This window comes from Actinoplanes sp. NPDC020271 (assembly GCF_044388125.1).
Classification (GTDB): Bacteria; Actinomycetota; Actinomycetes; order Mycobacteriales; family Micromonosporaceae; genus Actinoplanes.
In genome coordinates this window covers 1-14182 of record NZ_JBIRWQ010000038.1, presented here as the reverse complement: position 1 = coordinate 14182, position 14182 = coordinate 1, and the positions used below count along the sequence as shown (strand labels likewise).

Here is a 14182-nt window from a genome sequence, read left to right as displayed (position 1 = left end):
TCAGGCCAGGCTGCGAGCACGACGGCACCGCTCCGGGGGCCGAGCGGTGCCGTCGTGCTCAGTCCGGGGCCGTGACCCGTCAGGCGGTCTTGGCGCCCAGCAGGTCGACCTTGGTGATGACCGGGGCCGAGCTCAGCATGGTCTCCGCGGAGTCCATCAGCGCGGCGGCGATCTTGCCCTCCAGGTGGCTCTGCCGGCCCTGCTCGTCGTCGAAGGTGTCGAACACCCCGAACGTCGTCGCGTTCTGCCGGAACGAGTACCAGGTCACGGTGCCGGGCTCATTCTCGGCCAATTCCAGCGCGCCGCGCAGCATCGCCTCGATCTCATCGGCGTGCTCCGGCTTGGCCTCGATGTATGCCAGCAGACCGATCTTCATGGTGTCTCTCCCTGTCGGGGAACTGCCGGCTCGTTCCGGCTGACATGAACCTATGACGCCCCGATCGAGGGCGTCAGTGGCGGAAGCGCCATCCCTGATAGCGTTTCCGACATGAAAATCGCCATTCTCGTGTACGACGGGGTGTTCGACTCGGGGCTGTCGGCGATCCTCGACGTGCTGGACGCCGCAAACGCGATGGGTGAGGAAGCCGCCTCGATGGGGGTGCAGCCGCCCGACGCACCGCGGTGGGACGTGACGACGGTCGGCTTCCAGCCACAGGTGCGCACCGGCGCGGGGCATCTCGTGACGGCATCACCCGTCGCCGACGCCGACGCGGCGGATCTCCTCATCGTCCCGGCGTTGGCCGAGCGACGCCCCGCGGCCCTGCTCGACCAGGTCACCGGTGACGAGACCCGGCCCGTACGCGAGGCGATCGCCCGGCATCGCGACCGTGGCGCGGCCGTCGCCTCGGCGTGCACCGGCACCTTCCTACTGGCCGCGACCGGCATCCTCGACGGCCTGGAGGCGACCACCACGTGGTGGCTGGCGCCGATCCTGCGGGCGCGCCACCCGATGATCCGCGTCGACCAGGACCGGATGCTCATCACCTCGGACCGGGTCACCACCGCCGGGGCGGCGTTCGGCCACATCGACCTTGCCCTGGCGATCGTGCGCGACCGCAGCCCGATGCTGGCCGACCTGGTGGCCCGCTACCTGGTGATCGACAACCGCCCGTCGCAGTCCGCGTACATCATCCCCAGCGCCCTGGCCCAGAACGATCCAGTGGTGGCAGCCTTCGAACGCTGGGTCAGGGAACGCCTGACCGGCCCGATCAGCATCCCCGACGCGGCCGCCGCGATCGGGATCAGCGACCGCACCCTCCAGCGCAGTGTGCAACGCACGGTCGGCACTTCACCGATCCGCTTCGTGCAGGACCTGCGGGTCGAGCAGGCCACCCACCTGCTGCGGACCACCGGGCTGTCGCTGGAGACGATCGCCCGCCGGGTCGGCTACGAGCACCCGAACACTTTGCGGGTGCTGCTGCGGGAACGCACCGGCCAGACCACGACCACCCTCCGCGGAATCTGACGCGGCGGCCTGGCAGCGAGCAGCACCTGATCAACATCCTCAAGTGGGTAGCCCGCCGGCGGGGGCGGTGGCGCCTCACCCCGGACGGGATCATCGATCGGCAGGTGTACGGGCACCTCCTCGTACCGTGGGAGGCCCTGGCCACACCGGACCCGGCATACCCCTGTGACGCCTATCAGGTGGGTCTCCGCGTCGGGTGCTCGGATCTGGTACGCAAGCGCAGCTTCCGCAGCGGCGGCCGCACCACACTCCCGGCCACGGGTACAAGTGCCGCATTCCTGACCCGCGCGATCAACGAATACACGAGCCATCCCGAGGGCCGGCTGACGATCGGCTCCGTGGCAGCCCTGACCCACCTTCACACGATCGCTCCGGTCATGGCGCCCGCAGATCAAACCCGATCCGTTCCGAGGACCACGAACTCATCCCGGGCCAACGAGCAGAAGAGGACAACAACTCGCTCTACCTCTGCTGGCGTGCCGGGTGTCCCGGTCTCGATGCGATCGGGGCCGCGGCCAGCAGCGCCTTGGTGTGCGCGTCACCGACCGAGTAGTGGATGTTCGTACCCTCGCGGCGGCCTTTGACGATGCCGGCCAGGCGCAGCTTGGCCAGGTGCTGGCTGACCGCGGTCGGCGCGGCGCCGACCAGGTCGGCCAGGCAGGCGACGGAGGTCTCGCCCGGCCTCGGCGCGTGACCTCACGGCAGTGGGCGCTCACCGAGATCCGCTGGGCGACACTGGCCACGCTGCTGTTCGCCGCCGGCGGCATCACGCAACTCGCCGGGGCGCCGGCTCCGATCTGGTGGGCGCTCTACCTGGCCTGTTACGCCGCCGGGGGATGGGAACCGGCGCTGTCCGGCCCGCAGGCGCTACGCGAACGGACCCTCGACGTCGACCTGCTGATGATCGTCGCCGCGATCGGTGCCGCCGGGATCGGCCAGGTCTTCGACGGCGCCCTGCTGATCGTCATCTTCGCGACCTCCGGGGCGCTCGAGGCGTTCGCCACCGCCCGGACCGCCGACAGTGTGCGGGACCTGCTGGGCCTGCCCCCCGAGCGAGCCACCCGGGTCGACGCCGACGGCACCGAGCGCAGCGTGCCCAGCGAGCAGCTGCAGCTCGGCGAGGTGATCCGGATCCGGCCTGGCGAGCGCATCGGCGCCGACGCGCGAGTCGTCGACTGTCCACCGCCTGGCCTCGGACCGCCTGGTCATCACCGCACTCCCTTCCATACCCCTAGGGGGTAGGGGTGAGGCGGTGGTTGGAGGGCGGCACTGTGCCGCCCGTCGTCCAGAGCTGAGGGAGATCGTGATGGCGACTCAGACCTACACCGTGACCTGCATGACCTGCTCGCACTGCGTCAACTCGGTCAGCACCGAGATCGGCAAGCTGCCCGGCATGACAGATGTCCAGGTCGACCTGCCCGCCGGGGCGGTCACCGTCACCAGCGACCAGCCTCTCGAGCAGATCGTCGAAGAACGCCAGTTCCAGGGTGCGTCGCTGGTCGTCGGGCAGACGCCCCAGCTCGTCGACGACCACCAGCCGGTCGACGATCCGCTCCGGGCTGTCCTCGACGACCGGCGCCGGGTGCTGCGCCTGCACCGTCTCGGCGATCCGCTGCTCGCGAGCCGCGGCCCGGAACCGGTCCATCACCTTGCGCCGAGCGATCCCGAGCAGCCAGCCCAGCATCGTCCCGCGCTGCGGGTCGAAGCCGTCCCGGCCGTTCCACGCCGCCACGAATGTCACCTGGGTGACGTCCTCGGCGTCGGCCCGATTGCCGAGCAGACGTTGGGCCAGGTACAGCACGGCCGCGCCGTGCCGGTCGTACGCCTCGCGTAATGCCTTCTCGTCGTCGGCGCGTAAGCGCTCGGCGAGTTCGTCGTCGGAGCTCATCGACCTCCTTCCTGTTCCCAGGGTTCTTCATGTGTTCGTTCGCCGGGGCCTCGCCGGTTGCAGCCGGGCACTTTTTCGTTCGCCTGCATCCAACCGTCGCGGTGCTGACGAAGGACCGGACACAGCCAGTCAACGAGGACCATGTGGAGGAATCAGATGCGCATTCCGGTTTTCGGCCGCCGCGCCGCCGTCGTCGGCGCCGTGTGGTTGCTTGGGTTCGGCGGCCTGGCCGGGCTCACCACGTCCCCGGCTTTCGCCAAGGCGAACTCGAAGGTTACCGTGGTGCACGGCATTCCCGGCCAGCCGGTCGACGTCTACGTCAACGGCAAGAAGACCATCCCGGATTTCCAGCCCGGAAAGGTTGCCGGCCCGCTGAGCCTGCCCGCCGGCGAGTACGACATCGCGCTCACCAAGCCCGGCGGTGCCATCGGTGACGCGCTGCTCAAGGTCGACGACGCCAAGGTTCCCGGCGACGCCAACATCAGTCTGGTGGCGCACCTGGACGAGGGCGGCAAACCGGCTCTGACCCCGTTCGCCAACGACACCGGCAAGCTCGGCCCGGGCCAGGCGCGGCTGATCGTCCGCCACACCGCGGCGGCGCCCGCCGTCGACATCCGGGCCGGCGGCAAGCCGGTGTTCAAGGACGTCACCAACGGCAAGGAGGGCAAGGCCGACCTGCCGGCCGGGACGGTCTCGGCCGACGTGGTGCTGGCCGGCACCGACACCCGGGTGCTCGGCCCGGCCGACCTCGACCTGAAGGAAGGCACCGCGACCATCGTCTACGCGGTGGGCTCGGCCGACGACAAGACCCTGGACATCGTGTCGCAGAGCATCGACGGGCTGCACTCCACGCCCGGCGGTGTGCCCAGCGGTGACGGCGGCGCCGCCGACGGGAACGGGTCGCTGCCCTGGTACGGAGCCGGCGCGGTCGGCATCCTGCTCGCCGTGTTCGGCCTCACCCGGCTGGTCATCGCCCGCCGATGAGCGTCTCGCCCGCGGACCGCACGCTCCGGCGATGGCCGGGGCGTGCCCTGCTCCTGATGATGCTCGGCATCGCGGTGGCAGTCGCGGCCGGCATCGTCGTCCACCGGTCGCAGCCCCGAGCGGATTTCGGCGCCTCGACGGTCATCGGCCTGGAGTCCCCGGAGCCGTCCGCCGCGGACACTCGGGTGCCGATCGCGGACGGAACGGTGCCGGCGGTCACGGCCGTCGACCGGCCCGCTCGCCTCCGTGTCCCCGCCCTCGGACTGGACGCGGCGGTGGACGCGGTCGGCATCGACCCGGCGACCGGCGAGTTCGCCGTCCCACCCCGCGTCGACCGGGTCGGTTGGTACCGGTACGGCCCGGGCTTCTCGGCCGACGCGGGATCCATCGTCATCGCCGGACACGTGGACAGCGCCGCCGAGGGCAAAGGCGCCTTCTTCCGGCTCGGCTCGCTCGGTGACGGCGACCGCATCACCCTCACCTCCGACGACGGCAAGGAGCGACAGTTCGACGTGGTCGCCCGTGAGCGCTACCGGAAGACCGCCATCCCGCTGCAGAAGTACTTCGCTCGCGACGGCGCCGTCCGGCTCACCCTCATCACCTGCGGCGGTCCCTTCGACTCGAAGACCAGGCACTACCGCGACAACGTCGTGGTGACCGCCGAAGCCCGTACCCCATGACACACGCGGCAGGCCCCGGCAGCCCGCCGGTCTGCTCGGCCCGGTCCGCTTGGAGACCGTTGCGTGACGTCCCGCCGTCGTCGTCTCGGGACGACGCCGGCGACGACTCGATGCTATTAGATGATCACTGAAAGTAAGGTCAAGTCTTTACAGACCTGGATGGCCGGCGATTGAATCAGCCATCGGCCTCGCGCCGCCCGCAAAGACAAACGGGATCCGCCATGGCAGTGAGTGCCGCGACACCGACGTCCGACCCGATCGAGTCCCCGCCGTCCCAGGTCGACTGTCTGTTGTGCTCTTATGCCTGGCTCCAGCCGGCCTTCGGCCGCTACCTGTACTCGATGCTGATCGAGCCCGGCCTGGGCGCGGGCAAGGTGCTGACCCGCTGGAACGTGCAGGTCGACACGACGAAAGCGGGCCGGGACGACAAGGGGCAGCCACGCACCCCGCGGAAGGTCGACGCGGAGGAGTTGCAGAAAGCGCTGTCGATCACCGTCCGCAAGGCCGGCATCGCCGGTATCCGGGTCCACAACCGCCTGTTCGTGGACGGGGTGCGGCCGGACGTGGTGGACGGCCTGCTGCCCGACCGCGAGCAGCCGCCGTCCCCGGTGGTGGCCCGCCACGAGATCCGGCACGCGATCCTCCATGCGACCGAGGCCGCCCGCACGTATCTGTGCATCGAGTTGCCCGCCTGGAACGGCGAGCTGCTGGTGACCGTTTATGTTCGGGCGGTCGAGTACGGCGACGACCTCTACGTGGAGTTCTACGCCTACGTGCTGCTGCCGCTGCACCCGGTGATCGCCTCGGCGGAGAAGCTTCCGGTGTCGCCGTACGGCCGGGCCGTGCACGTCGCCCGATGGACCGGGCCGATCGGGCTCCGGCTGCTGCGTGACGCCCCACGGACGCTGATCATGTCGGCCCGGTGGCGGTGGTTCCTGGCCCGGCGCCCGGCCCGTCAGCGGCGGCTGATCCGCAAGTCGGCCTACTTCGACTACGGCGCCTCCCGCGGCATCCGTGCCGCGGTCGCGGCACAGCACCGGGATCGGCGATTCGCCACGAAACCCCAGCTTGCACTCACGATGATCGAACGTGCCCTGGACGCCGGCATGCCCGCCGGGTGGGTCACCGCCGACGAGGCGTACGGAGGCGACTCGAAGTTCCGCATCGCGCTGCAGCGCCGCCGGGTTGGCTATGTGGTCGCCGTGGCCTGCCGGCAGAAGATCCCGACCGAGCCCGGCAGTGCCCGCGCCGACACGTTGACCGCCGCAGCCCCGGTCCTCGCCTGGAAACGGCGCAGTTGCGGACCCGGCGCCAAAGGCGAGCGTCTCTATGACTGGGCCGCTGCGACTCTGCCCGATACCGGCACCGCCGACCACGGCTATCAGCGTTGGCTGCTGGTGCGCCGTAGCATCGTCAAGCCCGCTGAGCTGGCCTACTACCTGTGTTACGGGCCCGCCGACACCACCGACGAGCACCTCATCAAGATCGCGGGAAGTCGCTGGGCTATCGAGGAATGCTTCCAAACCGCGAAGGGCCAGGTCGGCCTCGACGAGTACCAGGCCCGCCGCTACAACGCCTGGTACCGGCACATCACCCTGGCCATGCTCGCCCACGCGTTCCTCGCCGTCACCGCCACCACAGCGGGAAAAGACGACCGCCCGAAGACGGGCTCATCGCCCTCACCCTCAACGAAACCCGCCGTCTGCTGGCACACCTGATCACCACCGGCCGCAGTCGCGACTTCATCGATCGATGGTCGCGATGGCGCCGCCGACACCAGCACAGAGCCAAAACAAGCCACTACCAGCGAAGACTCCGCCTCACGGAAGTGCTGCTGTCGTACTAGGTCGCGAGGACGTTGCCGCGCAGGGCGACGCCCTCCTCCGCGTCGGCGAGAACCGAGCGGATGGCGCCGTCGTCGCCGTCCCAGTCCGCGACGATAGCGCTGAGCATGAACAAACAACTCGGGTAGACGTCGCGGTTGGTGATCCCCTCCAGGGGCGGCTTCTCGCCGAAGAGGAGGCGCGTCAGGTAATCCGCCTTCATCAGGTCGATGTCCCGCCAGTGCTGGGCCTTGGTGAGGCTGGCCAGAGCCATCGTCTCGGTGAGGTCGGGATCCGGTGCAGGTAGGTGCGGACGGCGACCGTGAAGGCCAGCCGGGCCACCCGTAGCAGATCCACCTGTGGGATCTCGTCCACCGGCGGTCCGGACAACCGATTCCCGCGCAGCAGGTGGCGCAGGTACCGGCCGGCCAGCGAGGCGGGCTCGGTGTACCGCCGCTCTTGCTCCGGGAACGGCCGGGGCGGGCGGGCGACGGGGCGGGCGCGCGGCACGAAGTCCTCAACGGCCAGGAGGCGTTCGAAGGTCCGCCGCCACCGGTCACCGTCCAGCACCGGAGCGTCGTCGGGGTCCGGCGGCTCGGAGACGGCCGCCACCGCGGCCGTCTCCCGCACCGCCTCCACGAGCAGCGCGTCCACCGCCCGGTCGTCGAGTGCCAGCTCGTCGGCGAGACCGAGCAGCGAGGCGAGGACGATCTCGGCGACCGCCTCGTCCGGCACGGCGGTGAACAGCTCGGTCTCCCCCGTCATGCCGCGCAGGATCGCCTCGACGTGCCGGGGGTGCAGCGAGCGACCGGCGGGCGTCCGCTCGACCAGACGCCGGGCGAAGGTGGTGATGACCCGGCGGTCCCACCGGTCGTCGAACAACCGGCGGGCCGCCACGCCGCACGCCAGGGGGGTCACCTGGAACGGCGGGCCGCCGGCCAGCTGCTCCCGGGCGATCCGCCGGCGCTCCCGGTGGTCGCCGGTCAGCGCCGCGCGGAGCCACCGCGCCTCCGCCGAGTACGGGGCCGCGTTGCCGCCATCAGGTGAGCCCATCCGCTGTTTCCCTCCCGGGTCACGGTCCACGAAGTTCACCGGCCACGCTATCGGCCGATCACCTTCGTCGCTTGCTCGCCGACTTGGGCGCCACCCACAGGATCGTGCCCATCAGGGCGTAGGCGCTCCCGGTGTCGAGACCGTCCGCCGCGTTCGTACCCGCAGAGACTGCGGTATCGCCGACGCCCTGACCGGGACCGAAGCTCGCGTCTGCGTCGTGGCGCCGTCGATTATGGAGCTGGCGTAGTCGTTCATGTCGTCCAGGTCCTCGAGGCCGTCGCCCATGGCGTCGGCGATGTCGTCCGGTATCTTCTTGCGGCGTTCGTTCTCATGGCTCGGGGCGTCCAGGGCGTCGTCGGGGTCGACCTCGTCACGCGGCCGGGTGCCCGGCTTCGGGCCTCTCGTGCCGCCCCTCGGAACGGCGGAGTGCTGCATCCGCTGACCCGCCGCCTCGACCTCCTGGCGGCCACCGGAGCCGGCGGCGTGGCCGGCGAGGGCGCGGCCCACCAGGCCGCCGACCTGGGTGTTGCCGAACGAGCGGACCATGTTCACCGCGGCCGATCCGCTGACCTGGACGGCCTCGCGCAGGCCACCGCGGACCTGGCCGCGCACCGCGCCACGCCGGTGAGCTAGATGCGGTTGGCGATGCGAGTGACCTCGCCGGTGAGGTCGATACTGCCATGCTAGGCCGCGACCGTGGCCGGTTGAGGCTATCCGGGCCACCGCCGCTGTGACAGCCGTATCAGCCGGTCGCTCCGCGACCCATCAACCGAACTGCCAGCCGATCAGGTTCCACTGCCAGCAGAACCAGGCCAGGGCCCCGACCCCGGCCAGCAGCACTCCCTGGTGGACGCGTTCCGCGACGGGCGCCTCACGCCAGCCGGTGATGGCGGTGCCGACGGCACCGAGCCCCAGCGCAAACACCACGATCGGTACGACGAGCAGGGCGCGCAGGCCCACCGGGGCGCCGGGCAGAAACGCGCTGGCACTGCCGGACAGGACGGTTGCCAGCCCGGCGAGGAACCCGAGCCCCAGCAGCGTCGCCAGGGCGGCCAACGCGCGCGACAGCCGCCACGAACGTGCGCTTTTGGCGCGGCCGCGTATCCGGCGTACCACCGCGGCACCGGGCACCACCGGCGCACTGAGCGCCACGACCAGGAATCCGGCCAGCACCGCGATGTTGACCGGCAACGTCTGCGCGGCACTGATCCGCTCGAACGCGGCCCCGTCGGTCTCGACGTACCGGCCCCCGTCCACGACCACCAGATGGTCGTCGCCGGCCTGGTAGGAACCGTCGCCCTGGGGCGTCCACGTCTTGTCTTGGAACCGGAGCGCTCCGGCGTCGGTCACCGTCAAACGCGCCGGATCGAGCAAGGTGAGCAGTTTCTCGACGCCGGTGACGTTACGCCGGGCCGGGGCGTAGGAGCCCGCCTGCGGCACCACGGCGCGCTGCGACCCCGACGCCGCCGGCGGCGATCCGGGCGCGAACCGGTCGAGGAACCCGTGGACGACCTCGTTCAGCGCGCCGGCCCCGTGCAGCGAGTTGAGCGACAGGAAGAGCCCCAGCCGGCAGTCCGGCACCAGCACCAGCACGCTTTCGAACCCCTCCCAGTCGCCGCCGTGCGTGAGCACTCGATGCCCGTTGAACACCCGGTCCATGAAGCCGTGCGCGTACCCACCGACCCGGGGATCCGCCGGGAACGACCGGGTCCGCATGAGCGCGGCCGTCTGCGGCTTCAGGATGCCGTCACCCCGGCCGAGCTGCGCGATCATGAACTTCGCCAGGTCCGACGCCGTCGCGCTGATCGAACCGTCCGGCGTGAGCTGGTCGAACATGAACGGAACCGGCGCGTCACCCTCGCCGTAGCTCTTCGCGAGGTCGGGGGCGAGCGCCGGGGGCAACGGCTCGGACGCGGTGCTGTGCGTCATGCCCAGCGGCGTCAGCAGATGCCGCTGCACGTAGGCGTCCCACGGCTCACCGCTGACCTGAGTCACGAGATAACCGGCCAGCGCCGCCCCGTAGTTCGAGTACGCCGGCACCACTGCGGGCGGACGGATCCGCGCCGGGACGTTCTTGGCCAGGTACTCGCCCAGCGGCACGACGCTGCCGGCGGTGCGGGCGCCTGTGCCGATGAGGCGATCCTCGAAGCCCGTGGTGTGGTCGATCAGGTCGCGCACCCGGATCGGCTGCGGGTAGGTGCGCGGGATCCGGAACGTGGTGAGGTACGAGTTCACGTCCGCGTCCAGGTCCAGTCGACCGGCTTCGACCTGCTGCATCACCGCCGTTGCCGTGAACAGTTTGGTGATCGACGCGATACGCACGAGAGTGCGCTCCGGATCCATCCCGGTGCCGGCGGCCACGTCGGCGTGGCCGAAGCCGTGGGCGTAGGCGACGTCTGTGCCGGAGACCACCGACACGACCGCTCCCGGCGTCCCCGTCCTGCGCAACTGTTCCGGCACCACGGACTCGAAGTACGCGGAGGCCGGGCTCGCGGTCGGTGGGGCACAGCGGGGCGGGGCGGCGTAGGCGGGGGCGGCCCCCATCAAGCCCGCCACCAGCGCCAGCGCCATGGCGGCACCGGGTTGCGGCCTTCGCCGGGCCGGCCGGGGCGGTCGGGGGAGCGGTCCGCGAGGCGCGGACGGTGGGGTCGAATCGCTTCGGGGACTCACAGGTCTCCTTCTCCGGGGTCAGGGCGCAGCCAGTGTCACGGCCGGCCCGGGCCGGGCACATCGCCGCAGGGTCGACGCCGGGATGCGACCAAAGTCGGAGTACGGCCTGGACCTGAGGGGCAGGTCACGCGGGGTACGGCACGCCTATGCTGCGACCCATGCGGCTGACGTCCTGGCGAACGGCACGATCCTGGTCCGGCCGCCCGCGGGTGGGTGACGCGCTGATCGTGGCCGCCTGCCTGGTCCTCACCACGCCGGCGGTCACGACGCCGTGGTCGCCGCTTCCCTCGCCGGTCGTCGGGACAGCGGGCACGCTGGCCGCGCTCGCCCTGTGGTGGCGTCGGAGCCATCCGTACGCCGTCGTGGTGATCGCGGCGCTGGGTTACGCGCTGTCGGGCAACGAGGGGCCGCTGCTGGTCGGACTGTTCGCCGCCGGGCTCAACGCCTCGCGCCGCCACGTCTGGTGGCTGGTGGTGGCCGGCTGGGCCGGGGCGAGCGGCCTTAACTCGGTGAAGGCCGGGCGTCTGGACTGGTGGGACGCCGAGTTCGCCGCAGTCGTGGCCGCCGCGACCATCGGGCTCGGCGTCCACCTAGGCACACGCCGGGCACTGCGGGAGGCGTGGCGCGAGCGGGCCGAGCGGGCCGACGCCGACCTGGCGGTACGCGAGGAACGTGCCCGTACCGTGGAGCGCAACCGCATCGCCGGGGAGATGCACGACGTGCTGGCGCACAAGGTTTCGCTGATCGCCCTGCACGCCGGGGCGCTGGAACTGACCGCGGACGGTGGCGTCGACCGCGTCCGGGAAGGCGCCGGGCTGATCCGGGTGACCGCCCGCGAGGCGCTCGTCGAGCTGCGTGGCGTGCTCGGTGTTCTGCGGGCCGACGCGCAACCGTACGCGGACGTGAAATCCGTGGTCGCCGATGCCCGGTCGGCTGGGCAGCGCGTGGTGGTGCGCGACAGTGCGGGGCTGTTGCCGGCGTCGGCGGCGCGGGTGGTGCAGCGGGTGGTGCAGGAAGGGTTGACGAACGCGCGGAAGCACGCGCCTGGCACGGAGGTGACCGTGACCGTCGTACGGTCGGCCGACGAGGTGACGGTGACCGTGGCCAACCCGGTGAGCGAGTCGGTGCTGGACCTGCCGGGTTCCGGGGCGGGGCTGGTGGGGTTGACGGAACGGGTGCGCCTGGCCGGTGGAACGCTGACCGCCGGTCCGGCCGGGACCGGGTGGCGGCTGCGGGTGCAGATGCCGGTCGCGGTGTCCGCCGGGGATTCCGGGGTGCTTCCGGCGGGAGAGCCACGGGACGTGGACGCCCGATGATCTCGGTCCTGCTCGTCGACGACGAGGCGCTGGTGCGTGCGGGTCTGCGGCTGATCCTGGGGACCACCGACGATCTGACCGTCGTCGGCGACGTGCCAGACGGACGTGCCGCGCTGGACGCGGTGACCCGGCACCGTCCGGATGTCGTCCTGATGGACGTCCGCATGCCCGGGATGGACGGTGTCGCCGCGACGGCGGCCCTGCAGACCCGGACGAATCCGCCATCGGTGATCGTGTTGACCACGTTCGACACCGACGACGACGTGTTCCGGGCCCTGGAGGCCGGTGCCAGCGGTTTCCTGCTGAAGGACACACCGCCGACCGAACTGCTGCGAGCGGTACGCCTGGCCGCGGCCGGAGACGGCATGTTGTCGCCCAGCGTCACCCGGCAGGTCATCGCACGTATCACCGCGGACGACCGGACCCGCCGCCGGCGCGAGGCCCTGGCCCGGTTGGGCGGCCTCACCGGACGAGAACGCGAGGTCCTGATCGAGATCGGACGGGGCGCGACCAACGCGCAGATCGCGGAGCACTTGCGGATGAGCGAGGCGACCGTGAAGAGCCACGTCACACACCTCTTCGAGAAGGTCGCGGCCGGCAACCGGGTCCACCTGGCGATCACCGCGTTCCGCGCGGGGCTGGTCGACTGAAGCCCCTTGCCGACCCGGTGAAGAACAGTTCCGCCAAGCAGCCGGGCCGCATTCGCACGCGCCCACCGGTCGAATGACCCCCGAGGTCGTGCCGAGCGCGGCGAGGGTGAGGGTGGGACAACTGGCGTGCGGTTGTTGTCAGTTGAGGCGGCGCCATCGTGTGGTCGAAGGTGTGCGCTGGATGTGACGGCGTGCGACGCTGGTGGCCATGGCTTCGGGGGATGCCGGGTGGAGATGGTCGAGCCGCATACTGATCTGCCGAGATGAGGATGTTTACCGCTGTCCCCATCTCGGCTGTCATCCGCGTGACCGGACTGCTCTCCCTACTTCGACATCGATGCGGAAATAGCCTGCTCAGCGCCTGCGGTCATGACGGAGATGTCGGCGGTCCCGTGGCCGGAGGCCACCGCGCGCCGGAGCAGTTCGGCGGCTCCATCGGCTGCCGGTAGGGGCATCGTCGTGGCGGCGCGTGCCAGGTCGAGGTCTTTCGCCGCCATCCCTATCGCGAAAGAGGCGCCGGGACCGCCCGCGGCTCGGCCGACAAGTCCGCCGAGTGGGCCTGCCCGCAGCAGGTCCATGGTGTCCGCTCGCGGCACGCCGACCGCCTCTCCGACGGCAACCGCGTCCGTGATCGCCGCCAGACCGGTGATGACTGCGGTGTTGAGGACGAGCTTGAACGCTGCTCCCCGGCCGAGCGGACCACAGCGGCGCACTGTGCCAAGCACGGTAAGGATCGGTTCCACGTGATCGACTACAGCCGGTTCGCCGCCGGCCAGGATGCCGAGCGTGCCCGCGGCCGCGGCGCCCACACTCCCTGCCACTGGCGCGTCCACCATGTCCACGCCCGGTGGCAGCGCGTCCGCGACCTTGCGGACTCCCTCGGGGCCGATCGTTGACATCTCGACCAGAGTCGTGCCGGGGGTCAGATCGGCGGCGGCGACCACTGACAGGACGGCAGTCACGTCGGTGAGCATGGTGACAACCACCTGAGCGTCCACGCATGCCTGGGCAGGTGAGACTGCCGGCGTGGCGCCCGGCACCTGTCTCCCCGGCGTACGGTTCCAGGTCGACACACGATGCCCCTGTTCCACTAACCGTCCAGCTACGGCGGCCCCCATGTGCCCGATTCCAAGCACCGCGATATTTGACATGCGACGAGGCTAAGACCGCATCTCATTTGGGGTTGTTGCTGGTCAACAGTTCCAGCTTGACGGCGCGACGGAAGCAGATGACAGCGCAAGCCAGGCGCAGGAATCCGAGAAAGTGGGAAGCCTTGCGTTCGTAACGGCGGACCAGCCGCCGGAACCGGGTGACCCACTCCAAGCAACGCTCGACGACGTAACGGTGTCGGCCGAGCCGGTTCGACGACTCGACACCTTTACGAGCGATCCGGGCCTTGATCCCGCGCCGGGCCAGAGCCTGTCGGCAGGCCCGGTAGTCATAGCCCTTGTCGCCGTGCAGCTTCGCGGGCCGTTTCCGCGGGCGGCCGACCGGCTGACGCACCGGTGTGACGCCGTCGACAACATCTTCCAGGACCTTGTGGTCGTTGACGTTGGCAGCCGAGATGTCGGCGTGCAGCGGAAGCCCGTTCCGGTCACTGATTGCGTGAACCTTGGAGCCGGGCTTACCGCGGTCTACCGGGCTCGGCCCCGT

At 70.7% G+C, this 14182-nt stretch carries 15 protein-coding genes and 2 pseudogenes; 8 read left to right on the top strand and 9 right to left on the bottom strand.

Features of this window, described 5'->3' with window-relative positions:
- Positions 1-79: 79 nt before the first annotated feature.
- Positions 80-376 carry a putative quinol monooxygenase gene (locus ACH442_RS43855; protein ID WP_396344106.1) on the bottom strand — a complete coding sequence of 99 codons (297 nt, stop codon included), beginning with the start codon at positions 374-376 and terminating at the stop codon, positions 80-82.
- A gap of 111 nt (positions 377-487) precedes the next feature.
- Between ACH442_RS43855 and ACH442_RS43850 the strand changes: the two genes are divergently transcribed.
- The gene (locus ACH442_RS43850; RefSeq protein WP_396344104.1) at positions 488-1465 is read left to right on the top strand and encodes a GlxA family transcriptional regulator; all 978 of its coding nucleotides are present in this window, start codon (positions 488-490) and stop codon (positions 1463-1465) included.
- A 462-nt stretch (positions 1466-1927) separates the two neighbouring features.
- Here the strand turns inward: ACH442_RS43850 and ACH442_RS43845 are convergent, their stop codons facing one another.
- Complete coding sequence (locus ACH442_RS43845; RefSeq protein ID WP_396344117.1) at positions 1928-2113, bottom strand: hypothetical protein; 186 nt, start codon at positions 2111-2113, stop codon at positions 1928-1930.
- Positions 2114-2155: 42 nt separating this feature from the next.
- Between ACH442_RS43845 and ACH442_RS43840 the strand changes: the two genes are divergently transcribed.
- Together ACH442_RS43840 and ACH442_RS43835 are read left to right on the top strand one after the other, a co-directional pair.
- Positions 2156-2707: a hypothetical protein gene (locus ACH442_RS43840; protein ID WP_396344103.1), complete on the top strand. Its 552-nt coding sequence runs from the start codon at positions 2156-2158 to the stop codon at positions 2705-2707.
- Between the two features lie 64 nt (positions 2708-2771).
- Positions 2772-2924: pseudogene (locus ACH442_RS43835) on the top strand (heavy-metal-associated domain-containing protein); the annotation flags it as partial.
- On the opposite strand, the pseudogene ACH442_RS43830 reads toward ACH442_RS43835, so the two are convergent.
- Positions 2877-3353 (bottom strand): annotated as a pseudogene (locus tag ACH442_RS43830) (RNA polymerase sigma factor); the annotation flags it as partial. The pseudogenes ACH442_RS43835 and ACH442_RS43830 overlap by 48 nt on opposite strands.
- 156 nt (positions 3354-3509) lie before the next feature.
- On the opposite strand from ACH442_RS43830, the gene ACH442_RS43825 reads away from it, so the two are divergent.
- The 3 genes from ACH442_RS43825 (at position 3510) to ACH442_RS43815 (ending at position 6735) form a co-directional block, all read left to right on the top strand.
- Positions 3510-4337, top strand: a complete 828-nt coding sequence (locus tag ACH442_RS43825) for a DUF4397 domain-containing protein (RefSeq protein ID WP_396344102.1) — start codon at positions 3510-3512, stop codon at positions 4335-4337.
- On the top strand, positions 4334-5017 hold the full coding sequence (locus ACH442_RS43820) for a class F sortase (RefSeq protein ID WP_396344101.1): 684 nt from the start codon (positions 4334-4336) through the stop codon (positions 5015-5017). The genes ACH442_RS43825 and ACH442_RS43820 overlap by 4 nt, the downstream gene beginning before the upstream one ends.
- A 221-nt stretch (positions 5018-5238) precedes the next feature.
- Complete coding sequence (locus ACH442_RS43815) at positions 5239-6735, top strand: IS701 family transposase (protein WP_396344100.1); 1497 nt, start codon at positions 5239-5241, stop codon at positions 6733-6735.
- Positions 6736-6859: 124 nt separating this feature from the next.
- On the opposite strand, the gene ACH442_RS43810 is transcribed toward ACH442_RS43815, so the two are convergent.
- The 4 genes from ACH442_RS43810 to ACH442_RS43795 all read right to left on the bottom strand — a co-directional run bounded on the left by ACH442_RS43810 (position 6860) and on the right by ACH442_RS43795 (position 10464).
- Positions 6860-7114, bottom strand: a complete 255-nt coding sequence (locus ACH442_RS43810; protein ID WP_396344099.1) for a hypothetical protein — start codon at positions 7112-7114, stop codon at positions 6860-6862.
- Positions 7063-7893 (bottom strand): hypothetical protein, encoded by an 831-nt coding sequence (locus ACH442_RS43805; RefSeq protein ID WP_396344098.1) that lies wholly within the window; start codon positions 7891-7893, stop codon positions 7063-7065. The genes ACH442_RS43810 and ACH442_RS43805 overlap by 52 nt, the downstream gene beginning before the upstream one ends.
- Before the next feature lie 111 nt (positions 7894-8004).
- Positions 8005-8505, bottom strand: coding sequence for a hypothetical protein (locus tag ACH442_RS43800; protein WP_396344097.1), 501 nt, complete (start codon positions 8503-8505; stop codon positions 8005-8007).
- A 153-nt stretch (positions 8506-8658) separates the two neighbouring features.
- On the bottom strand, positions 8659-10464 hold the full coding sequence (locus ACH442_RS43795) for a serine hydrolase domain-containing protein (RefSeq protein ID WP_396344096.1): 1806 nt from the start codon (positions 10462-10464) through the stop codon (positions 8659-8661).
- 257 nt (positions 10465-10721) lie between these two features.
- Between ACH442_RS43795 and ACH442_RS43790 the strand changes: the two genes are divergently transcribed.
- Together ACH442_RS43790 and ACH442_RS43785 are read left to right on the top strand one after the other, a co-directional pair.
- Complete coding sequence (locus tag ACH442_RS43790; protein ID WP_396344095.1) at positions 10722-11879, top strand: sensor histidine kinase; 1158 nt, start codon at positions 10722-10724, stop codon at positions 11877-11879.
- The gene (locus tag ACH442_RS43785) at positions 11876-12529 is read left to right on the top strand and encodes a response regulator (protein WP_396344094.1); all 654 of its coding nucleotides are present in this window, start codon (positions 11876-11878) and stop codon (positions 12527-12529) included. Before ACH442_RS43790 ends, ACH442_RS43785 begins: the two co-directional genes overlap by 4 nt.
- Positions 12530-12852: 323 nt before the next feature.
- On the opposite strand, the gene ACH442_RS43780 is transcribed toward ACH442_RS43785, so the two are convergent.
- Both ACH442_RS43780 and ACH442_RS43775 read right to left on the bottom strand, forming a co-directional pair.
- Positions 12853-13680 (bottom strand): NAD(P)-dependent oxidoreductase, encoded by an 828-nt coding sequence (locus ACH442_RS43780; RefSeq protein ID WP_396344093.1) that lies wholly within the window; start codon positions 13678-13680, stop codon positions 12853-12855.
- A gap of 22 nt (positions 13681-13702) precedes the next feature.
- Positions 13703-14182 (bottom strand): IS5 family transposase (locus ACH442_RS43775; protein WP_396344092.1); only part of this gene is annotated, 480 nt, incomplete at its 5' end.

Bases quoted from the DNA above. Each gene is read 5' to 3' on its own strand.
- ACH442_RS43790 (WP_396344095.1), top strand. From the start codon at position 10,722: ATGCGGCTGACGTCCTGGCGAACGGCACGATCCTGGTCCGGCCGCCCG.
- ACH442_RS43855 (WP_396344106.1), bottom strand. From the start codon at position 376: ATGAAGATCGGTCTGCTGGCATACATCGAGGCCAAGCCGGAGCACGCC.
- ACH442_RS43795 (WP_396344096.1), bottom strand. From the start codon at position 10,464: ATGGCGCTGGCGCTGGTGGCGGGCTTGATGGGGGCCGCCCCCGCCTAC.
- ACH442_RS43815 (WP_396344100.1), top strand. From the start codon at position 5,239: ATGGCAGTGAGTGCCGCGACACCGACGTCCGACCCGATCGAGTCCCCG.
- ACH442_RS43780 (WP_396344093.1), bottom strand. From the start codon at position 13,680: ATGTCAAATATCGCGGTGCTTGGAATCGGGCACATGGGGGCCGCCGTA.
- ACH442_RS43785 (WP_396344094.1), top strand. From the start codon at position 11,876: ATGATCTCGGTCCTGCTCGTCGACGACGAGGCGCTGGTGCGTGCGGGT.
- ACH442_RS43850 (WP_396344104.1), top strand. From the start codon at position 488: ATGAAAATCGCCATTCTCGTGTACGACGGGGTGTTCGACTCGGGGCTG.
- ACH442_RS43825 (WP_396344102.1), top strand. From the start codon at position 3,510: ATGCGCATTCCGGTTTTCGGCCGCCGCGCCGCCGTCGTCGGCGCCGTG.
- ACH442_RS43820 (WP_396344101.1), top strand. From the start codon at position 4,334: ATGAGCGTCTCGCCCGCGGACCGCACGCTCCGGCGATGGCCGGGGCGT.
- ACH442_RS43810 (WP_396344099.1), bottom strand. From the start codon at position 7,114: ATGGCTCTGGCCAGCCTCACCAAGGCCCAGCACTGGCGGGACATCGAC.
- ACH442_RS43805 (WP_396344098.1), bottom strand. From the start codon at position 7,893: ATGGGCTCACCTGATGGCGGCAACGCGGCCCCGTACTCGGCGGAGGCG.